This is a genomic window from Paenibacillus pinistramenti (genome assembly GCF_005869875.1).
Classification (GTDB): Bacteria; Bacillota; Bacilli; order Paenibacillales; family Paenibacillaceae; genus Fontibacillus; species Fontibacillus pinistramenti.
The window spans coordinates 26,812-49,568 of the sequence record NZ_VAWG01000022.1 but is presented as its reverse complement, the minus strand read 5'-3'; the positions used below and the strand labels follow the sequence as shown (position 1 = coordinate 49,568).

Sequence of the window (22,757 nt, the reverse complement as noted above, 5' to 3'; positions counted from 1 at the left end):
CCTCACTTCGACGACCCCCCCAGGGGTTCTCATCCCGCGGGACGCAAAAAAAGCTCTCCTACCGGAGAGCACACCGACGTCCCAGTCGGGGTACAGCCGCCAGGCGGCTGACTTCGTTCCGCCATCCGTGAATCGGATGGCCTCACTTCGACGAACCCCTCTCCGGGGTTCTCATCCCGCGGGACGTAAAAAAGCTCTCCTGCCGGATAGCACACCGACGTCCCAGTCGGGGTACAGCCGCCAGGCGGCTGACTTCGTTCCGCCATCCGTGAATGGATGGCCTCACTTCGACGAACCCCTCTCCGGGGTTCTCATCCCGCGGGACGCAAAAAAAAGCTCTCCCAAAGGAGAGCTTTCACTTGACGTCCCAGAAGGGATTCGAACCCCTGACCGACGGCTTAGAAGGCCGTTGCTCTATCCAGCTGAGCTACTGGGACAAAAAATAAAATCGAGCGAATAATAATATATCATAACCTGAAGGAGTTAGCAAGGTGTTTCTGCGGAAGGACTCTTTTTTTACTTTTATAAACGGTATGTTATAATCTACAAATCATTGAGGAACGGTGGAAGGATGTGAGCCTATATTAACGGGAATCAGCAGAGCGCCAAGGATAATCTAGTTTTATTCCCGAAGACGCTCGATTATTACCAGGTTGAGCTTACCCGTATGCTGGAAACGGAATGTTACGCGAAAGCAGCGGAGCTGCTTCGCTTTTTGCTGCGGTGCGAAGTGCAGGATGACCGCCATTATGAGGAATGGGGGGCGCTGCTGAAATGGCTGGAAGAAGCATTTCCCGCCTCGGCAGGAGCAGGTAAGGACAAGCCTGGGGCCGAGGAAGAGGAGCCGGAGCATGAAGCTGATTTTGCGCGGAAGCACGCGGAGGCAAAATTTGCCGAGAACAAGGATTATGCTGCCAAGCTGCTTCAAACGGTTACGGAGAAGCCTTTGTCCGAGCATACCTTTCTTGCGCTTGAACAGCTGGCCTTTATTCAGTCACCCGAGATTGACGATGCGCTTTTGGAGTGGCTGGAACGCGGGGAACGCCATCCGATGCTTCAGTTCAGAGCCCTTCAGACGCTTCGCAAGCGTGAGGCGGGCGGTACGGTTCATTTGATCAGGGCGCGCGGACGGGTAACGATCGACATTGATTCGGTACCCTTAACACTGGAGGATTTTCCGCCTGCTGTCGGCGATGTGCTGGAAAGGGTAGGACGGGAAGCTCAGGTGCATGATCCGGCCATGTTTTATTTTGCCCAGGAATTCTGGTATCAGTTCATTATGGGAATTTACGGGACGGCGGAATACGCTTCAATCACCCGTGAAGACGACGCGTCACTGGACATCTGGGCGGCGGCGCTGCATCAGACGGTGACCGAAACGCTGCAGGGAGGAAGCGGCGGACCGGACGAAGACTTGAGGGCCGCATACGGCATAACGGGCTCTCTTCGTTTGCGGTTTGAGCAGGCTCACCGGGCAATGAAGCAGTTTGCGGCGGAAAGCGCGGTATTATGAGCAGGCTTGAATATCCGGCAGGGCTTGCTGCTCAGGAAAAAGATGACATCCGGCAGACCGATTTCGCCCACTTGTAATATCAACTATTCTTGTATATAATATAGTGGTTATTCTAAACGTGAAATACGATAGGACAAGACTGAAATCGATAACATCAAATCGTTTTTCATTGTCAATATGTGAACAATTTTTGGAGGGGAAAGCATAAAATGAAAGCAACTTGGGAAAAAATAGAGAAGAACCTCGGCGTTCTCGAGGTTGAAGTCGAAGCGGAACGCGTAGCGGCGGCGCTGGATAAAGCTTTTAACAAAGTAGTAAAGAAAGCAAATGTGCCTGGTTTCCGCAAAGGTAAAGTGCCTCGGCCGATTTTCGAAGCGCGCTACGGTGTGGAGAGCCTCTACCAAGACGCCATCGACATTTTGCTCCCTGAAGTATATGGTGAAGCGGTTGAACAAACGGATATTTTCCCTGTTGACCGTCCTGAAGTGAACGTTGAACAATTTGCAAAAGGACAAGCCTTTATTTTCAAAGCTAAAGTAACAGTTAAACCTGAAGTTACTCTTGGCGAATACAAAGGGGTCGAAGTTCCGGCTGCATCCGCAGAAGTTACGGAAGAAGAACTGAGCGCAGAGCTTGAGCGTCTGCAGCAGCGTCATGCTGAACTGGTCGTTATTGATGAAGAACCGGCTCAAAACGGCGACACGGTTGTAATCGACTTTGACGGTTCCGTTAACGGCGTGCCATTCGAAGGCGGCCAAGCAGAGCGTTATTCCCTTGAACTGGGAAGCGGCTCCTTTATCCCAGGCTTTGAAGATCAAGTAGTCGGTATGGCTACTGGCGACTTCAAGGACGTTGTTGTAACTTTCCCTGAAACTTACCATGCAGAAGAGCTGGCCGGCAAAGAAGCCGTGTTCAAAGTGAAACTGCATGAAATCAAACGCAAGCAGCTGCCTGCTCTGGACGACGAATTCGCGAAGGACGTATCCGAATTCGATACGCTTGACGAATACAAAGAAGACCTTAAGAAAGAGCTTGCTTCCCGCAAGCAGAAAGACAACGAAGCAGCACGCGAGTCTGCAATCGTTGAGAAAGTTGCCGAAAATGCGCAGGTTGACATTCCAAGACCTATGGTGCTTGGCGAGGTTCAAAACATGGTCCGCGATTTCGACAACCGTCTTCGCACCCAAGGTATGAACCTGGATATGTTCCTGAGCTTCTCCGGACAAACTCTTTCTGAGCTGCAGGAGCAAATGGAAGGTGACGCTGAGAAGCGCGTCCGCAATAACCTTGTTCTTGAGCAAATTGCGAAAGAAGAGAACATCACAGTTGGCGAGGAAGATATTGATCAAGAGCTGGCGAACATGGCTGACATGTACAAGCGTTCTAAAGAAGAAATCAAGAGCATTCTTGCTTCTAATGGTTCTTTGGGAAGCTTGCGTGAAGAAGTACAACTTCGCAAGACAATTGAATTCCTTGTAGCGAACAGCAAAGAAACAGAAGCTGCAGCTGAGTAATCCGGACTTCCGGATCTAATCAAGTCACATCTTCATATGGAAATAAGGGGAAGGCACGTAGATTTTTTGCGTGCCTTCGTTTTTCAAATGAGAGCACGAATTGTATATCCTTCAATGAGAAGCGAGAAGGATGATTCCAAGAAGAAGAGGTACCTCTTAAGCGGGTTGACAGGCAGAACGCATAGCATATAAATTAGCTGTTGCTGATACAATGTATCACTAAAGCTTTATCTTGGGAAAAATGACATGGCTCTTGGAACATGTTAGAATACAGGTGTAGCTGATGAGATGATAGGAGAAGGGGTCGGTGGCATGAGCTTAGTACCAATGGTTGTAGAACAGACTAGTCGTGGAGAACGGTCGTATGATATTTACTCTAGACTGCTTAAGGACCGGATCATCTTTCTCAGCGGCGCAATTGATGATGAAGTGGCTAATCTTGTTGTAGCTCAGCTGCTGTTTCTGGAAGCGGAAGAACCAGGCAAAGACATTCATTTGTACATTAATTCCCCGGGTGGTTCTATCACGGCAGGGATGGGTATTTATGATACAATGCAGTATATTAAATCAGACGTATCCACAATTTGCGTAGGTCTGGCTGCCAGTATGGGATCATTGCTCCTGACGGCAGGCGCCCCGGGTAAGCGTTACGCTCTTCCGCATAGCGAAGTGATGATTCACCAGCCTCTGGGTGGTGTTCAAGGTCAGGCAACGGATATTGGAATCCATGCCGAATGGATCCTGAAGACGAAAGAGAAGGTTAATCAGATTTATGTGGAACGGACCGGGCAGCCCCTTGAGAAGATACAGCGCGATACAGACCGCGACTATTTCCTTAGTGCCGATGAGGCTAAGGCTTATGGGATTATTGATAAAGTGATTGATAAGCCTAATATTTGAATAAAGGGGTGTTGTCATGTTTAAGTTTAACGAAGAAAAAGGCCAGCTGAAATGTTCCTTTTGCGGTAAATCGCAGGATCAGGTCCGCAAGCTAGTTGCCGGACCTGGCGTTTATATATGTGACGAGTGTATTGAACTGTGCACAGAGATTGTGGAAGAAGAACTCGGACATGATGAAGAGTTTGACATGAAAGAGATTCCGAAGCCGCGTGAAATCCGCGAAATTCTCGATCAATATGTAATTGGTCAGGATGCTGCGAAGAAATCGCTGTCCGTAGCGGTTTATAACCACTACAAGCGTGTTAATTCCGGTAGTAAAATTGAAGATGTAGAGCTGCAGAAGAGTAATATTTTGCTGCTTGGTCCTACCGGCTCCGGTAAAACGCTGCTGGCTCAAACCATGGCTAAAATTTTGAACGTTCCGTTTGCGATCGCTGATGCTACCTCTCTGACTGAAGCCGGTTATGTAGGGGAAGACGTTGAGAATATTCTTCTGAAGCTGATTCAGGCTGCGGATTATGATGTTGAGAAGGCGGAGCGCGGCATCATCTATATTGACGAGATTGATAAAGTGGCCCGCAAGTCCGAGAATCCTTCTATTACCCGCGACGTATCCGGTGAAGGTGTACAGCAGGCGCTGCTGAAGATCCTGGAGGGAACGGTTGCCTCTGTTCCTCCGCAGGGCGGACGCAAGCATCCGCATCAGGAATTTATTCAAATCGATACCACTAATATTCTGTTCATCTGCGGCGGTGCATTTGACGGCATCGAGCAAATGATCAAACGCCGAGTCGGCAAGAAGGTAATCGGCTTTAACGCTGCCTCCGACGGGCAGAAAGAGCTTAAGCCGGGCGAATACCTGCAGCTCGTTCTCCCCGAGGACCTGCTTAAATTCGGCCTGATTCCGGAATTTGTCGGCCGTCTTCCAGTCATCTCCTCTCTGGAGCCGCTTGACGAGAAGACGCTTGTCCGCATTCTTGCTGAACCGAAGAATGCCCTTGTTAAACAGTACCAGAAGCTGCTGGAACTGGATAATGTGAAGCTGGAATTTGAACCAAAGGCCCTTGAAGCGATTGCCCGCGAAGCGATTAAACGCAACACGGGTGCCCGCGGTCTGCGTGCCATTATCGAAAGCATTATGCTTGAGGTTATGTACGAGGTTCCATCCCGCGATGATATCACAAGCTGCGTGATTACCGAGAAGGTTGTGGAAGAGAAGATCATTCCGGAACTGAAATCGGGCAAGAATAACAAACAAGAAGAGAGCGCGTAAGGCCGGTTCTGGCTTAGCTGCGATCCAAGAATAAAATGTCCATTCCTCCACCTCTACTGGTTTAGCTAGCTTTGGCTAATAACCGGCAAGGGGTGGAGATTTGGCGTTATAGGAGAGGAAGCTAATGTACCTAAGACATCAAACACGTCCGGTTAAGGTCGGTAATTTGACCATCGGCGGCAATAATGAAGTCATTATTCAAAGCATGTGTACCACGAAGACGGCAGATGTTGACGCGACAGTAGCTGAAATTTTACGTCTTGAAGAAGCGGGCTGCCAGGTCGTCCGGGTAACAGTCAACAATGAGGAAGCAGCAGCGGCAATTAAAGAAATCAAGAAGCGTATTCATATTCCGCTTGTTGCCGACATTCATTTCAACTATAAGCTTGCCTTAATGGCCATCGAGAACGGCATTGATAAAGTCCGGATTAATCCAGGCAATATCGGCCGGCGTGAGAAGGTGGAAGCCGTTGTAAAGGCATGTAAGGATAAGGGCATTCCAATCCGGATTGGCGTCAATGCCGGTTCTCTGGAGAACCATCTGCTTGAGAAATACGGATATCCGACTGCGGATGCGATGGTGGAAAGCGCGCTTTACCACATTGGCATCCTTGAAGAGCTGGATTTCCATGATATAATCGTGTCGCTTAAGGCTTCCGATGTGCCGATGGCGATTGAAGCTTACCGCAAAGCGGCAGAGGTTATTCCTTATCCGCTGCACCTCGGCATTACAGAATCCGGTACTTTGTTTGCCGGAACGGTGAAGAGCTCTGCAGGCATTGGGGCGCTGCTGTCCATGGGCATCGGCTCCACTGTGCGGATCTCGCTGAGTGCGGACCCTGTAGAAGAAGTGAAGGTTGCCCGCGAGCTGCTGAAGACGTTCGGATTAATCTCGAATGCTGCAACCTTGATTTCCTGTCCGACCTGCGGACGTTTGGATATCGACTTGTTCTCGATTGCCAATGAGGTAGAGGAATACATTTCAAAGATCAAGGTTCCGATCAAGGTCTCCGTACTTGGCTGTGCCGTTAACGGCCCGGGTGAAGCCCGCGAGGCTGATATCGGGATTGCCGGAGCGAGAGGCGAAGGCTTGCTGTTCCGCTATGGGGAAATGATTCGTAAAGTGCCGGAAGCGGATCTGCTTTCCGAGCTGAAGAAGGAAATCGACAACATTGTTAAGGCTTATGAAGAAACGGGAGAAATTCCGGGCCGCAAGCAGCATGGTGTGGCTCAGCCGTCTTAATAGAATTTATACGGACTGTCCGCTTCGGCGGGCAGTTTTTTTATTTTTCCAGTCTTCCTGCAAAGGGTTCATCATTTTATATGAGCAAAAATTAGCCCCTAACGTTTAGCCGTTTCCGAAAAGGCTATACTACCAAGTATTAGTCAATAAAGGAACAGCGAGAAGAAAACGGAAGGTTGGTGTAACATGAATCTGAGCGTCATCGTAATGGTCGTCAACTTGTTCTTTGGCGTTATTATCGGCATGTATTTCTGGAATCTGCTGCGCAGCCAGAAAGGCAGCCGTACGGCGGTAGACCGCGAATCGCGCAAGGAGATGGAGAAGCTGCGCAAGCTGCGCTCCGTATCGCTGACCCAGCCGCTCGCCGAGCGGACGCGTCCGGCATCAATGAAGGATATTGTGGGTCAAAAAGACGGGCTGCGCGCGCTCAAGGCTGCGCTCTGCAGCGCTAACCCGCAGCACGTGATTGTTTACGGGCCGCCGGGCGTCGGGAAAACCGCCGCTGCCCGGGTCGTTATGGAGGAAGCGAAGAAGAATCCCGCTTCACCTTTCCGGTCAGACGCCAAGTTCACCGAGATTGATGCCACTACCGCTCGTTTTGATGAGCGCGGCATTGCCGACCCGCTGATCGGCTCTGTGCATGATCCTATCTATCAGGGAGCCGGGGCCATGGGGGTAGCGGGAATTCCGCAGCCAAAGGCAGGTGCGGTAACGAAAGCGCATGGCGGGATCCTGTTCATTGATGAAATCGGGGAGCTGCATCCTGTTCAAATGAACAAGCTGCTGAAGGTGCTGGAAGACCGCAAGGTATTCCTCGAAAGTGCCTATTATAACTCTGAGGATACGAATACGCCTGCGTTTATCCATGATATATTTCAGAACGGCTTTCCTGCCGATTTCCGGTTGGTAGGGGCAACTACCCGTTCGCCGCAGGAAATTCCGCCGGCCATCCGTTCCAGATGCATGGAGATCTTCTTTAGGCCGCTGCTTCCGGAGGAAATTGCGCAGATCGCCGAGGACGCGGTGAAGCGGCTCGGGTTTCAGCCCTGCCCTGAAGCGGTGGATGTCGTCAAGAAATATGCGACAAACGGCCGTGAAGCGGTTAACATGGTTCAGCTGGCGGCCGGCCTTGCTTTGACCGAGAAGCGGAACACTCTGGCGGCGTCCGATCTCGAATGGGTCGCAACGAGCAGCCAGCTTGTTCCGCGTCCGGACAAGAAGGTCGCCGAATTTCCGCAGATCGGTGTGGTTAACGGCCTTGCCGTGTTTGGGCCGAATATGGGTACGCTGCTGGAGATTGAAGCGACAGCCGTGCCGGCGCCGGAAGGCCGCCCGGGCGTCTGCAACATTACCGGCGTGGTGGATGAGGAGGAGCTTGGCGGCGGAGGAAGCCGGACCCTGCGTCGCAAGAGTATGGCCCGGGGTTCGGTCGAGAACGTGCTTACTGTGCTGAAGAGTATCGGCGTTGAGCCGGAAAAATTCGACCTGCACATCAACTTCCCGGGCGGAACGCCGATTGACGGGCCATCTGCCGGGCTGGCGATTGCGACAGCGGTAGTCTCCGCGATCCGCAAGACGCCGGTCAATCCCAAGATCGCCATGACCGGCGAGTTGGGCATTCACGGCAAGGTGAAGCCGATCGGCGGCGTGGTAGCGAAAGCGGAGGCCGCTTTCCAGAGCGGAGCAACCACAGTGCTCATCCCGAAAGAGAACTGGAACTCGATGTTCGAAGGGCTTGAAGGTGTTCAGGTCATTCCGGTCGAGACAATCCAGGAGGCCTTCGGATGGATCTTCGGGCCGGATCAGCCCGAGGAAAGCGAGGAGCAGGCATCCAAAAGTGTGGCGGAGCTCTTTATGCCGCCTGCCGCTCATCCGCCTTTTCTTCATGCGAAGCCGAACCAGTCCGGCAAAATGTAGGATGGCCAAGCAGCCTAAATGGACACACTGTCCTTAGGCTGCTTTTTTATTTTTCCATAAAGGCAAAGGTGTAGAAGGTGATCAATTGGAGTTTTAAAAGAACATTTGCTAAAATAGGAATGATATTGCAATGGCTGCTGCAAAGAGCTGTAAGACAGCAGGCAGGCAATGGTAAAAGGGAGCCAATGGAGGTGCGAAGCAATGGGACATCATAAATCCAAGGGCCGCCGGTTTCCGCTGCTGCCTTTGCGCGGTATTCTCGTCTACCCCAGTATGGTTCTCCATCTGGATGTAGGCCGTGAGAAATCCGTTAAGGCGCTGGACAAAGCGATGGTTGAAGACAACCTGATTCTCCTGTGTTCTCAGTCAGAAGTGAACATTGAAGAGCCCACGCAAGAAGATATTTTCCGTATCGGAACCGTTGCCAAAGTAAGGCAGATGCTGAAGCTACCCAACGGCACAATCCGTGTACTGGTTGAAGGCCTGGAACGGGCAGAAATCACCGAATATTTAGATAACGACGAGTTCTACGAGGTTATTGCCGAGGAACGTCCGGAAGAAGAAAGCTCTGATTCTGAAGTGGACGCCCTGATGCGCACCCTGCTGACTCAGTTTGAGCATTATATTAACCTATCGAAGAAGGTAACGCCTGAAACGCTTGCGGCAGTCTCGGATATCGAGGAGCCCGGAAGGCTGGCAGACGTCATCACAAGCCATTTGTCCTTGAAGATCAAGGAGAAGCAGGAAATTTTGGAGACGATCGATGTCCGCACCCGCCTGGAGAAGCTGCTGGACATTTTAAATAACGAACGTGAAGTGCTGGAGCTGGAGCGGAAGATCAACCAGCGCGTCAAGAAACAAATGGAGAAGACACAGAAGGAGTACTACCTGCGTGAGCAGATGAAAGCGATCCAGAAGGAGCTGGGCGACAAGGAAGGCCGCGCCGGTGAAGCGGATGAACTCCGCAGCCAGATGGAGGAGAAGAATCTGCCGGAGAAAGTCAAAGAGAAGGCCGCGAAGGAAATCGACCGTCTGGAGAAGATGCCGGCAAGCTCAGCCGAGGGCGGAGTCATCCGCAACTATGTGGATTGGCTGTTAGGTCTGCCGTGGAATGAGAAGACGGAAGATGACCTGGATCTGGGTAATGCGGAAGCCATCCTTAATGAAGATCATTATGGACTCGACAAGCCGAAGGAGCGTGTGCTTGAATATCTGGCCGTTCAGAAGCTGGTCAAGAAGCTTAAGGGGCCGATCCTGTGTCTCGTGGGTCCTCCGGGAGTCGGCAAAACCTCTCTTGCACGTTCCATTTCCCGTTCCCTTGGACGCGAGTTTGTCCGCATATCGCTGGGCGGGGTAAGAGATGAGGCCGAAATCCGCGGGCACCGCCGCACGTATGTGGGTGCCATGCCGGGCCGTATTATCCAGGGCATGAAGACAGCGGGCTCCCTGAATCCGGTCTTCCTGCTGGATGAAATCGACAAGATGGCGTCTGATTTCCGGGGAGATCCTTCGGCGGCGCTGCTGGAAGTGCTGGATCCGGAGCAGAACAGTACGTTCAGCGATCATTTCATTGAGCTGCCGTTCGACCTCTCTAACGTGATGTTCATTACGACCGCCAATACGGTTCACAATATTCCAAGACCGCTTCTCGACCGGATGGAGCTGCTGAACATTCCCGGTTATACGGAGCTTGAGAAGCTTGAGATTGCAGAAAGATACCTGCTGCCCAAGCAGAAGAAAGACCACGGCTTGAGTGAAGAGCAGCTGGAGATCGGCAACGAGGCGATTCTGAAGACGATCCGTGAATATACCCGGGAATCCGGCGTGCGGAATTTGGAACAGCAGATTGCGGCACTTTGCCGCAAGGCGGCTAAACAAATCGTCGCCAATCCGGAGCAGAACATTGTCATTGAGCCGGACCAAATCAAGGATTATTTAGGCGCGCCCCGCTTCCGCTACGGCGTAGCCGAGCTTGAAGACCAAATCGGTACGGTAACGGGTCTTGCCTGGACGGAAGTCGGCGGGGAGACGCTGGTTATCGAGGTTACTGTCGTTCCGGGCTCCGGCAAGCTGACCCTGACCGGCAAACTCGGCGATGTGATGAAGGAATCGGCGCAGGCAGCCTTCAGCTATACCCGTTCGAAAGCGAAAGAGCTGGGCATTCCTGCTGATTTTCATGAGAAGAACGATATTCACATCCACATTCCTGAAGGAGCCATTCCGAAGGACGGACCTTCAGCAGGGATTACGATTGCAACGGCGCTGATCTCCGCGCTGACCAACCGTTATGTATCCAAGGATATTGCCATGACCGGTGAAATAACGCTGCGCGGGCGTGTCCTGCCGATCGGCGGGCTGAAGGAGAAATCGCTTGCGGCGCACCGCGCCGGTTATAAGAAGATCCTGCTTCCGAAGGATAATGAACGCGATTTGAAGGATATACCGGACAGCGTGAAGAACGATGTCGAGTTTGTACCGGTCTCGCATATGGACCAGGTTTTGGAGCACGCGCTTGTGCAGCACAGCGAAGTGCATTAGAAAGGGATTGTTTTGAATATGGAAGTTATGAATATGAAAGTAACAAAGGCCGAATTTATTATCAGTGCGGTCCGGCCTGATCAGTATCCTGACGACGCCTTGCCGGAGATCGCTCTGGCAGGGCGTTCGAATGTTGGCAAGTCCTCGCTGATCAACCGGATGATATCCCGCAAGAACCTGGCGCGCACCAGCTCAACGCCGGGCAAGACCCAGCATTTGAACTATTACCGGATTAACGACGACCTTTATTTCGTTGACGTTCCCGGCTACGGATATGCGAAGGTGTCCAAAACTCTGCGTGCCGTATGGGGGAAAATGATCGAGGATTATCTGCTGACCCGTGAGCAGCTAAAGCTCGTCATTCAAGTCATTGATCTGAGACACCCTCCGACCAAGGACGATATCATGATGTATGACTGGCTCAAGGCCAACGAGCTGCCGGTCTGCATCGTGGCAACCAAGGCGGACAAGATTCCGAAAAGCCGCTGGCAGAAGCATATGAAAATTATCAAGCAGGATCTGCTGCTGCGGGGCGGGGACCCGATTATCATGTTCTCTGCAGAGGAAGGAATGGGCAAAGAGGAACTGTGGGAAGTCATTAGCCAATATTCTTCCGTGGACGAAGAAGAGATTGAGGGCTGATTATTAGAAATAACTGTGGATTTTTCGGAATCCATGGTTATTTTTTATATAGGAAGGCAACGATAAAAACTGCACGGTGTCACTCTCAACCAGCAACTTTTCATAAACATTTCATAATCCTTTCAGTAACAGCGGAGAGTTGTGTGATATAATTAACATTGCTTAAGAGCGCGATCGGAATGATTAACGCACTATTTTTATAGGCAGGTGAAACTTACAATGCACGTTATGGCAGTAGGATTAAACTATCGCACAGCGCCGGTAGAGGTAAGGGAGAAATTTACTTTTGCAGAGCAGGATCTGCCCAAAGCGCTTGCGGAGTTAAAGCAGATTAAAGGTGTATTGGAAGCCGTTCTTCTCGCCACCTGCAACCGAACTGAATTTTATGTTGTCGTAGACAGGCTGCCGATGTGCGGGTATTTTATCCGCAGTTTTATGGAGCAGTGGTTTGGGGTTCCCCAGTCTGAGTTTACACAGCATTTGTATATATACGAAGAGGATCAGGCCATCGAGCATCTGTTTCGCGTAGCAGCGGGCCTGGATTCGATGGTTTTGGGTGAAACGCAGATTCTGGGCCAGGTCAAGAACGCCTTTTTATTAGCTCAGCAGGAGAAAGCGACCGGCACCTATTTTAACCGGTTGTTCCAGCAGGTCATTACACTCGGCAAGAGAGCGCATTCGGAAACGTCGATCGGTGAAAGCGCGGTTTCCGTCAGCTATGCGGCTGTTGAATTGGGCAAACGGATCTTTGGTTCCTTCAGCGGCAAGAAAGTCATGATTCTCGGGGCTGGGAAAATGAGCGAGCTGACAGTCAAGCACCTGTTTGCCAATGGAGCGGAAGAAGTTATTGTGGCGAACCGTACGCTGGCCCGCGCGCAGGAGCTGGCTTCGAAGTTTAACGGCACGCCATGCACAATGGATGAGGCGGCGCAGCGGCTGGGTGAAGTGGATATTGTCATCAGCTCAACCGGTGCTGAAGGGTACGTGCTGAAATCCAGCGAAGTATCGGAGGCCATGAAGAAGCGGCCGTCACGGCCGATGTTTATGATTGATATTGCCGTTCCGCGGGATTTGGATCCACTGATTGCGGGCCAGGCCAATGTGTTCCTCTATGATATTGACGATCTGGAAGGCATCGTAGAGAGCAACCTGGCGATGCGCCGGAACGAAGCAGCCAAGATTGAAGTGATGATTATGCAGGATATGGAAGCATTTGCTTTGTGGCTGCAGACGCTTGGCGTTAAGCCGGTGATCCGCGCGCTTCAGGAGAAAGCGACAACGATTCATGAAGATACGCTTCAGAGCTTGTTCAACAAGCTTCCGGAGCTGGATGAGCGTCAGCGCACCGTAATCCGCCGCTTGACGAGAAGTATTGTGAATCAGATGATGCATGATCCGATTAACCGGATTAAAGAAATGGCTGCCGAGAAGAACGGCAGTGATGCTTTGGACATGTTCAGCCAAATTTTTGCGCTGGAAGACCAGCTGCTTGAAGACGGCAAACAGCCGTCCGAAGCCAGGGAAGCGGGAGAAGAACATAAGGTCCGTACCTCTTCGGTTCCGGGCAAAGTTTCATATCCTGTGGCACAGATGTCCGTATAAGGCGGTGAGCAGCCTTGATGCAGCTTGCGATTATTGATGATGCTGTTATTTATATCTATGCCCTGAGCCTTCTGTTTTACTTCTCGAATTGCTTCTACCGCAATCCGGGAGCAAAGCGGATGGGCGCAGGGCTTCTTGCTTGTTCCCTGCTTTTGATGCTGGTTATTTTTGGAGTAAGGATTGCGCAGGAAGGCTTGTCAGCCTTTTTCTCCACCTATGACTACCTGCAGCTCGTAGCGCTGTGCCTGATGGCCGCTTCAATCGTACTCACTTTTCTGCCAAGGAGTGAGCTCGCGGTCATGCTGATCAGCCTGATCGGTTTTATCGGACTGCTGGCAAGCCGTCTCGGTTCCTCGGAGGGTCAGGAAGCCTATCTGCACGGGTATGTGCTGCACAGCTTGTTAACGCTCCATATTGTTCTGGCGGGGGTAAGCTTTGCGGCGCTGACGATGGCCGCGGTGCTGGCCATTTTATATTTATTTTTGCACCACAGATTGAAAGTGAAGAAATGGGGCGACATTATGCGCCGGCTTCCCAGTTTGGAATCCCTGGACAGCTACATTCCCGCGGCCGTATTGTGGGGCGTTTCGCTGCTGGCGGTTTCCCTGCTGATTGCGGGAGCTATTATAGTAAGAGAAGGAACCTGGGGGGCTTTCCTCGATTTTAAAATGCTGCTTACCATTGGCTCTTTTGTTGTGTACCTGCTCTACTTCGCCATCCGCAGACACAAGCGTTCTACAGGCGTCTCGATGGCAAAATGGGTGCTGCTGGGGTATGCTGTTATTATCGTCAGCTTTCTGAGCAATTCATTCTCAGCCTTTCACAGCTGGAATTGGAGGTAGCCCGGACATGGCATACTATATTCCGATTATGCTTGACTGCGAAGGCTTGAAGGCAGTGATTGTCGGCGGAGGCCGCATTGCTGCCAGAAAGGCAGCCCCGCTGCTGGAGGGCGGAGCAGCTCTCATGGTCATCAGCCCGGAGCTGGGCTCCGAACTGGAGAGAGAGCACGAGGCAGGCCGGATTACCTGGATTGGGAAAAATTATGCGGCTGGAGACCTCATCTCCGCCCAGCCTGGCCTGGTCTTTGCCTGCACTCCTGATGAAGCGGTGAACCGGCTGATTGCGGAAGAAGCAGGGCATTTGCATATTCCTGTAAATGTGGCGGCCCGGTCCGCGGACGGCAATTTTATTACGCCGGCGGTGGTGCGGCGCGGAGATCTGATCTTCTCAGTATCAGCTTCCGGCGCCAGCCCGGCCCTGTCGCGGAATATTGCGAAGGAGCTTGCCTCTCATTATGGCGAAGAGTTTGAAATCTATCTGTCTTTGTGCCGCAGGGTCAGGCAGCGGATCAAACAGGTGGTTCAGGAGCCCGCCAGGAGGGCAGAGCTGCTGAACAAATTGACGGAACTGGATATTTTGGAACAAATCCGGTCAGGGCAGTTTCAGGATTGGCCGGAAGAACAAATAGACGAATGGATTGTGAAAGGATGAACAGCATGCGCACAATTATAGTAGGAACCCGGCAAAGCCAGCTGGCTCTAACCCAAACAGGCCAGGTAATCGACGATTTGACCCGGATCTGCGAGGAGAATCATCTCCCTTACCGGTTTGAAATCCGCAAGATCGTAACGAAGGGGGATCAAATCCTTGACGTTACTCTTTCCAAGGTTGGGGGTAAAGGTTTATTTGTAAAAGAAATTGAACAGGCCATGCTGGACAAAGAAATTGATATGGCTGTCCACAGCATGAAAGATATGCCGGCCTGGCTCCCTGACGGATTAATCAACGGCGCGGTTCCCCGCCGGGCGGATGTGCGGGATGCCGTCATTTCAAGGCATGAGAACCTGACCTCCCTGGCAGATCTGCCTGTCGGCGCCAAGGTCGGCACTAGCAGCCTACGCCGGGCGAGCCAGCTGAAGGCGCTCCGTCCGGATTTTCAAATCGAATCCCTGCGCGGCAACATCGACTCCAGACTGCGCAAGCTGGAAACGGAAGGCTTTGATGCGATCATTCTGGCCTCTGCCGGACTTCAGCGTATGGGCTGGAGCGACCGGATCAGCTATTTCCTTCCGGCAGATGTCTGCATTCCTGCTGTAGGGCAGGGGGCGCTCGGCATTGAATGCCGCGAAGAGGATAAAGAAGTGCGCGAGCTGCTGGCGCTGTACAACGATCCGGCTACAGCCTTGACCGTGCAGGCCGAGCGGCGCTTCCTGGGCGAGCTGAACGGCGGATGCCAGATCCCGATCGGCGCTTTTGCAGAGCTGTCATTTGACCAAGAGAATACGGGCCAGGCTCCCGAACTGACCTTAACAGGTATGGTGGGATCGCCGGACGGAAGCAAAATCCTGAAAGAGACGATCAAAGGAACGGATCCGGAACGCCTTGGCAAAGAGGTTGCGGACAAGCTGATGGCCCAAGGGGCAGGAGATATTTTGGCTGAAATTAGGAGATGATAACGGATGGCGGGAAAAGTATTTCTGGTAGGAGCGGGTCCTGGGGACGCGCGGCTCATTACGGTCAAAGGACTGCAGTGTATCGAACAGGCTGATGTCGTTGTGTATGACCGTCTGGCCAATCCTTCTCTGTTGAAGCATATGAAAAGAGGGGCGGACAAAATTTACGTCGGCAAACGGCCGGACCGCCACACGATGAAGCAGGAGGAGATCAACCAGCTGCTCGTAGATCTTGCTCTGGAAGGTAAAACCGTTGTCCGGCTAAAGGGCGGCGACCCGACGATCTTCGGCAGAGTGGGCGAAGAGGCCGGGCTTCTGCGCAAGCACAGCATCCCGTTTGAAATCGTACCGGGGGTTACCGCATCGATTGCCGTTCCGGCGTATGCAGGTATTCCTGTAACTCACCGCGACCTGGCTTCATCACTCTCCATCATTACCGGCCATGAAAGTCCTGACAAGCTGGACCATTCCATTAAGTGGGACAAGGTGACGAATGCGACCGGCACGCTGATCTTCATGATGGGGGTTGCGAAGATCGGCTATATCAGCAGACAGCTGATGGAGCATGGCCGTTCGCCCGAGACGCCTGTGGCGCTGGTCCGCTGGGGAACAAGAGCCGAGCAGGAGACGCTGACGGGGACGCTTGCGGATATTGAGGACAAAGTGGCTGCCGCCAATTTCCAGCCGCCCGCTGTCATCGTGGTTGGTGAGGCTGTGCTGCAGCGCGAGGAGCTGCGCTGGGCGGAGGAGCTGCCGCTGTTCGGCAGACGCGTGCTCGTCACCCGGGCGAGATCGCAGTCAAGCCAGCTTGTCCGCCGGATCGAGGAGCTCGGCGGGGAGCCTTACGAATGTCCCGTTATCGAAACCGTAATGCCAGTGTCAGAGGAGACGCTGCAGCATAGCCGCCAGGTCTTATCCGCCTTGGGCGAGTATGACTGGGTATTTTTCACCAGCGTCAACGGGGTGGAGTTCTTCTTCCGCCATCTCCAGCAGTCCGGCGTCGACATCCGCTTGCTGTACCGGGCGAGAATCGCTGCGGTAGGGCCCGCTACCCGGGCGGCGCTTGCGGAACGCGGCATCGTGACTGAAGAGCTTCCGGAACGTTTTCAGGCTGAGGGCTTGGCAGAGCTGCTTGGCGAGGAATGGGAGTCCGGACAGAAGGCGCTGCTGCCGCGCGGCAATTTGGCGCGTTCATGGCTGCCTGAGGCTTTGCGCGGGAAAGGCCTGGAAGTAACGGAGATGGTCACTTATGACACAGTTGTGCCTGAAGAGAACGACGACGAGCTGATTTCCCTGCTTGAGGAAGACAGCATTCATATCATAACTTTTACAAGCTCGTCCACGGTAACCAACCTCATCGCAATGCTGAAACGAATGGGCTTGTCTGATCCGGCTTCCGTGTTGAACCGCTCGGCAATCGCCTGCATAGGGCCGATCACAGCCAAAACGGCGGAGTCCTGCGGGCTCCGGGTAACTGTCACGGCCGAGGAATCCACCATCGACAGCCTGGTTGAGGAGCTGTGCCGGTTAAATCATAAAACATAGATCAAACTAAGGAGCTGTTTAAATATGTCTTTCCCCATTGTACGTCACCGGCGTTTGCGGCAGTCCGCGAATATCCGTAGTCTTGTCCGTGAAACGGTATTGACGGTGGACGATTTCATCCAGCCTATCTTTGTCACCTACGGTACCGGAGTCAAGAAAGAAATCCCGTCCATGCCCGGAGTCTACCATTTTTCGCTGGATACCCTGAAGGATGAAGTTAAGGAGATTGCCGAGCTCGGCATTAAAGCGGTGCTGCTGTTCGGCATTCCGGAAACGAAAGATGCGGTCGGCAGCTCTGGCTTTGCAGAGGACGGCATTGTGCAGGAAGCGACGCGGGTAATCAAATCGCTATATCCGGACCTGCTGGTTGTAGCGGACACCTGCCTGTGCGAGTTCACGGACCACGGCCACTGCGGCATGGTGCACACCTTTGAGCGGGACGGCCATGTATGCGGCGATGTGCTGAACGATGAATCCCTCGAGCTGCTGGCCCGTACAGCTGTATCCCAGGCCCGCGCCGGCGCGGATATTATTGCTCCATCCAACATGATGGACGGCTTTGTGCAGGCGATCCGCCATGCGCTGGATGAGAACGGTTTTTCCCACATCCCTATCATGTCTTATTCCGTAAAATATGCCTCCGCCTTCTACGGTCCGTTCCGGGAAGCGGCGGATTCGGCTCCGCAGTTTGGAGACCGCAAAACGTACCAGATGGACCCTGCGAATGTGCGCGAAGCGCTGCGCGAGGCTGAGTCTGACGTGCTTGAGGGCGCGGACATGCTGATGGTGAAGCCGTCCCTGGCGTTTATGGACGTGATCCGCCTTCTGCGCGACCAGTTCGACCTTCCGCTGGTAGCCTACAATGTAAGCGGCGAGTACTCCATGGTGAAAGCAGCTGCTATGCAGGGCTGGATTAACGAGCGTGCCATCGTGACGGAAATGCTGCTCGGCATGAAGCGCGCGGGTGCTGACATGATCATTACGTATTATTCGAAAGATATGGCCCGCTGGCTCCGGGAAGTTTGATCCAAAAAAAGTGAAGGCAGAAGCCCAGGAGAAGCTGGAAGCTCTGCCTTCCTTACATAATAAGGAGTGAAAATGACATGAGTACAGAACAATCGAAACGCCTCGACACCAAGTCACAAGCAGCCTTTGAAGAAGCCAAACAGTACATCCCGGGCGGCGTCAACAGCCCTGTCCGTGCTTTCAAATCTGTTGGATTAACCCCGATTTATGCCGATCACGGTGCAGGCTCCAGAATCTATGATATCGACGGGAACTCTTTTATTGATTACGTAGGCTCCTGGGGACCGCTGATTATGGGACATGCTCATCCGGAAGTGGTACAAGCCCTGCAGGAAACAGCCGCCAAAGGCACCAGCTTCGGCATGCCAACCCTATTGGAAACGGAAATGGCCAAGCTGGTTGCCGAGCGTGTTCCTTCAATCGACATCGTCCGGATGGTCAACTCCGGAACCGAGGCAACGATGAGCGCGATCCGGCTGGCACGCGGATATACCGGCCGCAGCAAAATCCTCAAGTTCGAAGGCTCGTACCACGGGCACGCGGACAGCCTGCTGATCAAAGCAGGGTCGGGTGTTGCCACTCTGGGACTGCCGGACAGCCCCGGCGTACCTGAAGGGGTAGCGGCCAACACGATTACAGTGCCGTACAACGACTTGGAGACCGTCAAGCTGGCCTTTGAAAAGTTTGGCGAAGAAATTGCCGGTATCATTGTGGAGCCTGTAGCCGGAAATATGGGCGTAGTGCCTCCTCAGCCGGGCTTCCTGGAAGGCCTGCGCAGCGTGACCGAGCAGTACGGCAGCGTGCTGATTTTTGATGAAGTAATGACCGGCTTCCGCGTCGGCCTGAACTGCGCGCAGGGCCGGTTCGGCGTGACGCCGGATCTGACTTGCCTTGGCAAGGTGATCGGCGGCGGACTTCCGGTCGGTGCTTACGGCGGCAAGCGGGAGATCATGGAGCAGATGGCGCCGTCGGGCCCTATCTATCAGGCCGGTACGCTGAGCGGCAATCCGCTCGCGATGACCGCCGGATTCACGACCTTGTCCCTCCTGACACCGGAGGTATACGACCGTCTTGAGACCCTGTCGGCGCGCCTGCAGGGCGGCTTTGAGCAAAATGCGAAGGAACGCGGCATCCCATGTACGGTTAACCGGGTAGGTTCCATGGTCTGCCCATTCTTCACCAGTGAGAAGGTTGTTAACTTTGACACGGCCAGAACAAGCGACCTCGATCTGTTCCGCCGTTATTTTGCAGCCATGGTGGATGAAGGCATCAGCATTGCTCCTTCCCAGTTTGAAGGCATGTTTGTGTCCGGCGTGCACTCGGAAGCTGATATTGACGATACGATCGAAGCGCACCGCCGCGCCCTTCAGCGTCTGTAATGAGCGGGAGATTCGGACAGCGCAGGGGAGAGTGGCTGGAGCTTACGCCAGGGAAGGCGTTAAGAGGAACTGAGGACCGGATGGCCGCTGCCCTCGTCTGGCTGGAGAAGGATGCCGGTATTCCGGAGAAGCTGGTCAAGCGTTTATGGTCAGGCGGAGACATCAAGCTGGCGGGAGACCGGCTTAGAGTTAGAGTTTTTCCTGAGCGGGAATTCGGCTTTGAGCCTGCGGCGCAGCCGGCTTCCATTCTGTACGAGGACGATTACTGCCTTGTAGCGCACAAGCCTGCAGGGATGAAGGTTCACCCGGACGGGGAGGACAAACGCCAGACGACTTTGGCCAATGCGGTAGCGGCTCATTACCGGGATGCCGGCGAGCGCGCGGCTGTGCGCCATATTCACCGGCTTGATGAATATACCTCCGGTCCTGTGCTGTATGCCAAAAATGAATGGGCCCAGCTGAAGCTGGATGAGGCCATGGCCGCCAAAAAAATCGGGCGCACCTACGCAGCCTGGGTGGAGGGCGCCGTTGACCCTGCGCTGAAAGTAATCGATGCGCCGATCGGCAGAGACCGTCACAACAGCCGCAGGCAGCGGGTTTCGCCAGGCGGCAAGAGCGCTGTAACCCATGTGGAGCGGCTCGCCGTATACGGAACAGGCAGGGGAGCCGCCTCGCTCGTCCGCCTCACGCTGGAAACGGGAAGAACGCATCAAATCCGCGTGCATATGGCGTATGCAGGTCACCCGCTAATTGGTGATCAGCTGTATGGAGCCAAAGGCGGACAGCTTGCGTATCAGGCGCTGCACGGCGAACAGCTGACATTTGAACACCCTGTTACCGGGGAGATTGTTTCGATTGGAGATCCGTGGCCGCCGGAGCTTGTCCGGTTGGACAGGGAGCTGGCGCTGCTCAGAAGTTGAATCTGCTAGCCATGCTTCATTAATTCATCAGCAGTGTAGTGAACTATGAATTCTCAGGGTAGGCCAAAAGAATGGCATGCTCTCCTTTTTGCGGCATATAGATAGAAACGAGCGATGATTGAGCTTCGTTGTTTTGTTACAAGCGAAGAATCCCGTTTTGGCAAGCGTAAAAAGGAGGTATGTGCCCTTGTCTGATCAGTCTTACGGTTTGAGATTTGATATTTATGAACGTGTCCATTTATCGGCAGAAGAGACCGGCATTGACGAGTTGGAAGAGATTGAGCTTTACCCGCGGATTCAGGTATTTTCCGGTGAGGATTACGCCACGCTTCGCGGTCATTTGCTGCTTACAGGTCTTTACCGCGGGGAAGGAGAATCCCGTGAGCTGTCCCATCTCATCCCGGTTGAAATTACGGTTCCGCTGAACCGCGTCAACCGGCTGGAGGACATCTCTGTCGAAATTGAGAATTTCGATGTGGATCTCTTGAACGAGCGGAGTCTGAACGTAACCGGCGTGCTGTCGCTGCAGGGCATTGAAACGGCTGCTGCCTTCACCCCTGCTGCCCAGGACTGGACCAATCGTGAATACACGGTTTCTTACGAGCAGAGCGACAGCTTTAATCTGCCAAATGACCCTTGGATCACTGCGGACGCATCGACTTTGCAGGCGGATAAACAGGCAGCACCGGAAAGCCCGGCGCAGGCTGAGTCTTCCGCTGATTTTTCCTCCAAGGAGGTCTACGTTTCTTCGAGTACGGCTGCTCAGGCAGATGACGATCTGGAATTTCTGGAGGAGGAGCCTGGCGCTGCCGGCGGTGACCCATTTACTGCAGACAGCCTGACAGATTTTGCGCGTTTTGGACAAGAAGAGCCTGAGGCGTTCAGCTTCCCGCAGGAAGCTCTGCCGAAGATCAGCTTTGCCGCGCTTGACCAGTCTTCTTCTCAGGAGCAGGGCGGCTGGAGCATCTTTGGGGACGTTCCGGCACAGGCATCTGCCTCTCAGGAGGCTGTGAACGAATTCGAATCGTCCGCTCAAGAGCCGTCTCCATCTGAATTCTCGTCCGGGTTCTCATCTGAAATTCCGGTATGGCGTCTTGATTCTCCGTTAGCGGAAAATGCCTTCCAGGCGGGGAGTGCAAACAACGCCTTCGCTGCCGAGGCTGCCGCCCGCCGTTCGGAGGAGCCGCCGAAGCAAACGGAAGCGCAGCAGACAGCACCTCAGCAGACAGTACCTCAACAAACAGTACCGAAGCAAACGGAGGAGAAGCAGGCTCCTGCTGCCAAGGAGAAGGGGACAGAGGTGAAGCCTGCCGAAGAGAATGCGCCGGAGAATGTTCTGCCGGAGCAGACGGCGCCTGAGCAGGAAAATGTCCTCCCCGGGAACCTTCCGGCCGAGAATAATCAAGCCCCATCAGAGGAGAATACGGCTCCGGAAGCCGAGAAGCCGGCTGAGCCCAAAATTGCGCTGGGCAGCAAAAATAAACCGGCCGCCTCAGGCAGCGAGCATTTTGGCTTCAGCAAGCTGCTGCATTCCTTTTCCAAAGGGAAGGATTCAGAGGATTCGCGCTCGCAGGAAACGGAACAGCCGGCCGAGGAGCTTTACCACACCGACCGGGAAGACCGGCTCTGGAAGCAGGCCTTTATTTCCAGCCTGGATGATGCCTCTTCTTTCCGCAAAGTGCGGATGGTCATCGTGCAGCGCGAGGAGACGATCGACGAAATTGCCGACCGCTACAGCGTAAGCGCGCGGGAGCTTCTGCTGCACAACCGGTTGTCGGAGCAGAACATTTCCGCAGGCCAGATTTTGTACCTGCCGTAAGCTGTCCGCAATCCCTTGCTGCAGTCTTTGCCGCAGTCCTTTGTCAAGTCTTTATTGATCGTAGTTTGTTACCCGCAATCCTTTATCCGCCACTGGCTGAAGCCTGAACGCTCAAACGGGCGCGGGTTTCCGCGTCCCGCCATTGACTATGTCCGGCAAGAAAGTTATGATGGACTATAGTCAAAGACGATGACCGGGAAGAGTAGGCCGTATGACCTTCAGAGAGTGGAATCACTTGCTGTGAGATTCCGCAGGAAACAGCCGCTGAAGTCGCCCGTAAGTTGCCTGTTTGAAGCCGTGATGAGATCCAGGTTAGAACAGGCCGTTTCGCAACCGTTACCTTGCGCTAAAGTGTCGTTTGAGTACGGCCTGCTGCTTCAGCTTACATACCGCAGCTATGCCTGTTCAAGCGAAACAAAGGTGGTACCGCGAGAGATCGAGCCCTTTCGTCCTTTGAGACGAAGGGCTTT

At 53.4% G+C, this 22,757-nt stretch carries 17 protein-coding genes, 1 tRNA gene and 1 other annotated feature; of the genes, 17 read left to right on the top strand and 1 reads right to left on the bottom strand.

Going from position 1 to position 22,757, the window contains the following annotated elements:
• Positions 1–363: 363 nt before the first annotated feature.
• A tRNA-Arg gene (locus FCN15_RS17445) sits at positions 364–437 on the bottom strand.
• A 230-nt stretch (positions 438–667) separates the two neighbouring features.
• On the opposite strand from FCN15_RS17445, the gene FCN15_RS17440 reads away from it, so the two are divergent.
• The 17 genes from FCN15_RS17440 (at position 668) to FCN15_RS17360 (ending at position 22,287) form a co-directional block, all read left to right on the top strand.
• Positions 668–1,513, top strand: a complete 846-nt coding sequence (locus tag FCN15_RS17440; protein WP_238996733.1) for a hypothetical protein — start codon at positions 668–670, stop codon at positions 1,511–1,513.
• A gap of 209 nt (positions 1,514–1,722) precedes the next feature.
• Positions 1,723–3,027 carry a trigger factor gene (gene tig, locus FCN15_RS17435; protein WP_138496261.1) on the top strand — a complete coding sequence of 435 codons (1,305 nt, stop codon included), beginning with the start codon at positions 1,723–1,725 and terminating at the stop codon, positions 3,025–3,027.
• A gap of 312 nt (positions 3,028–3,339) precedes the next feature.
• On the top strand, positions 3,340–3,927 hold the full coding sequence (gene clpP / locus FCN15_RS17430) for an ATP-dependent Clp endopeptidase proteolytic subunit ClpP (RefSeq protein WP_138496260.1): 588 nt from the start codon (positions 3,340–3,342) through the stop codon (positions 3,925–3,927).
• Between the two features lie 16 nt (positions 3,928–3,943).
• A complete protein-coding gene (clpX, locus tag FCN15_RS17425) occupies positions 3,944–5,200 on the top strand; it encodes an ATP-dependent protease ATP-binding subunit ClpX (protein WP_138496259.1) in 1,257 nt (418 codons plus the stop codon).
• 124 nt (positions 5,201–5,324) lie between these two features.
• Positions 5,325–6,443 (top strand): flavodoxin-dependent (E)-4-hydroxy-3-methylbut-2-enyl-diphosphate synthase, encoded by a 1,119-nt coding sequence (gene ispG, locus FCN15_RS17420; protein WP_138496258.1) that lies wholly within the window; start codon positions 5,325–5,327, stop codon positions 6,441–6,443.
• A 186-nt stretch (positions 6,444–6,629) separates the two neighbouring features.
• Positions 6,630–8,360 carry an ATP-dependent protease LonB gene (lonB, locus tag FCN15_RS17415; protein WP_138496257.1) on the top strand — a complete coding sequence of 577 codons (1,731 nt, stop codon included), beginning with the start codon at positions 6,630–6,632 and terminating at the stop codon, positions 8,358–8,360.
• A gap of 201 nt (positions 8,361–8,561) precedes the next feature.
• Complete coding sequence (gene lon / locus FCN15_RS17410) at positions 8,562–10,898, top strand: endopeptidase La (RefSeq protein WP_138496256.1); 2,337 nt, start codon at positions 8,562–8,564, stop codon at positions 10,896–10,898.
• Positions 10,899–10,931: 33 nt separating this feature from the next.
• A complete protein-coding gene (gene yihA / locus FCN15_RS17405; RefSeq protein ID WP_138496255.1) occupies positions 10,932–11,540 on the top strand; it encodes a ribosome biogenesis GTP-binding protein YihA/YsxC in 609 nt (202 codons plus the stop codon).
• Between the two features lie 219 nt (positions 11,541–11,759).
• Entirely contained in the window at positions 11,760–13,142 is a 1,383-nt protein-coding gene (gene hemA / locus FCN15_RS17400) for a glutamyl-tRNA reductase (RefSeq protein WP_138496254.1), read from the top strand.
• Between the two features lie 17 nt (positions 13,143–13,159).
• Positions 13,160–13,984 (top strand): cytochrome c biogenesis protein CcsA, encoded by an 825-nt coding sequence (ccsA, locus tag FCN15_RS17395; protein WP_238996734.1) that lies wholly within the window; start codon positions 13,160–13,162, stop codon positions 13,982–13,984.
• Positions 13,985–13,991: 7 nt separating this feature from the next.
• Positions 13,992–14,636, top strand: a complete 645-nt coding sequence (locus FCN15_RS17390) for a precorrin-2 dehydrogenase/sirohydrochlorin ferrochelatase family protein (RefSeq protein ID WP_138496252.1) — start codon at positions 13,992–13,994, stop codon at positions 14,634–14,636.
• A gap of 5 nt (positions 14,637–14,641) precedes the next feature.
• Entirely contained in the window at positions 14,642–15,598 is a 957-nt protein-coding gene (hemC, locus tag FCN15_RS17385; RefSeq protein ID WP_138496251.1) for a hydroxymethylbilane synthase, read from the top strand.
• A gap of 6 nt (positions 15,599–15,604) precedes the next feature.
• Positions 15,605–17,143, top strand: coding sequence for a uroporphyrinogen-III C-methyltransferase (gene cobA / locus FCN15_RS17380; protein ID WP_138496250.1), 1,539 nt, complete (start codon positions 15,605–15,607; stop codon positions 17,141–17,143).
• Positions 17,144–17,167: 24 nt separating this feature from the next.
• Positions 17,168–18,169, top strand: coding sequence for a porphobilinogen synthase (gene hemB / locus FCN15_RS17375; RefSeq protein ID WP_138496249.1), 1,002 nt, complete (start codon positions 17,168–17,170; stop codon positions 18,167–18,169).
• A gap of 77 nt (positions 18,170–18,246) precedes the next feature.
• Complete coding sequence (hemL, locus tag FCN15_RS17370) at positions 18,247–19,548, top strand: glutamate-1-semialdehyde 2,1-aminomutase (protein WP_138496248.1); 1,302 nt, start codon at positions 18,247–18,249, stop codon at positions 19,546–19,548.
• Positions 19,548–20,468 carry an RluA family pseudouridine synthase gene (locus tag FCN15_RS17365; protein ID WP_138496247.1) on the top strand — a complete coding sequence of 307 codons (921 nt, stop codon included), beginning with the start codon at positions 19,548–19,550 and terminating at the stop codon, positions 20,466–20,468. The genes hemL and FCN15_RS17365 overlap by 1 nt, the downstream gene beginning before the upstream one ends.
• A 187-nt stretch (positions 20,469–20,655) precedes the next feature.
• Positions 20,656–22,287 (top strand): LysM peptidoglycan-binding domain-containing protein, encoded by a 1,632-nt coding sequence (locus tag FCN15_RS17360; protein ID WP_138496246.1) that lies wholly within the window; start codon positions 20,656–20,658, stop codon positions 22,285–22,287.
• A 180-nt stretch (positions 22,288–22,467) separates the two neighbouring features.
• Positions 22,468–22,744, top strand: a binding site (T-box leader).
• Positions 22,745–22,757: the final 13 nt, after the last annotated feature.

Bases quoted from the DNA above. Each gene is read 5' to 3' on its own strand.
- FCN15_RS17440 (WP_238996733.1), top strand. From the start codon at position 668: ATGCTGGAAACGGAATGTTACGCGAAAGCAGCGGAGCTGCTTCGCTTT.
- tig (WP_138496261.1), top strand. From the start codon at position 1,723: ATGAAAGCAACTTGGGAAAAAATAGAGAAGAACCTCGGCGTTCTCGAG.
- clpP (WP_138496260.1), top strand. From the start codon at position 3,340: ATGAGCTTAGTACCAATGGTTGTAGAACAGACTAGTCGTGGAGAACGG.
- clpX (WP_138496259.1), top strand. From the start codon at position 3,944: ATGTTTAAGTTTAACGAAGAAAAAGGCCAGCTGAAATGTTCCTTTTGC.
- ispG (WP_138496258.1), top strand. From the start codon at position 5,325: ATGTACCTAAGACATCAAACACGTCCGGTTAAGGTCGGTAATTTGACC.
- lonB (WP_138496257.1), top strand. From the start codon at position 6,630: ATGAATCTGAGCGTCATCGTAATGGTCGTCAACTTGTTCTTTGGCGTT.
- lon (WP_138496256.1), top strand. From the start codon at position 8,562: ATGGGACATCATAAATCCAAGGGCCGCCGGTTTCCGCTGCTGCCTTTG.
- yihA (WP_138496255.1), top strand. From the start codon at position 10,932: ATGAAAGTAACAAAGGCCGAATTTATTATCAGTGCGGTCCGGCCTGAT.
- hemA (WP_138496254.1), top strand. From the start codon at position 11,760: ATGCACGTTATGGCAGTAGGATTAAACTATCGCACAGCGCCGGTAGAG.
- ccsA (WP_238996734.1), top strand. From the start codon at position 13,160: ATGCAGCTTGCGATTATTGATGATGCTGTTATTTATATCTATGCCCTG.
- FCN15_RS17390 (WP_138496252.1), top strand. From the start codon at position 13,992: ATGGCATACTATATTCCGATTATGCTTGACTGCGAAGGCTTGAAGGCA.
- hemC (WP_138496251.1), top strand. From the start codon at position 14,642: ATGCGCACAATTATAGTAGGAACCCGGCAAAGCCAGCTGGCTCTAACC.
- cobA (WP_138496250.1), top strand. From the start codon at position 15,605: ATGGCGGGAAAAGTATTTCTGGTAGGAGCGGGTCCTGGGGACGCGCGG.
- hemB (WP_138496249.1), top strand. From the start codon at position 17,168: ATGTCTTTCCCCATTGTACGTCACCGGCGTTTGCGGCAGTCCGCGAAT.
- hemL (WP_138496248.1), top strand. From the start codon at position 18,247: ATGAGTACAGAACAATCGAAACGCCTCGACACCAAGTCACAAGCAGCC.
- FCN15_RS17365 (WP_138496247.1), top strand. From the start codon at position 19,548: ATGAGCGGGAGATTCGGACAGCGCAGGGGAGAGTGGCTGGAGCTTACG.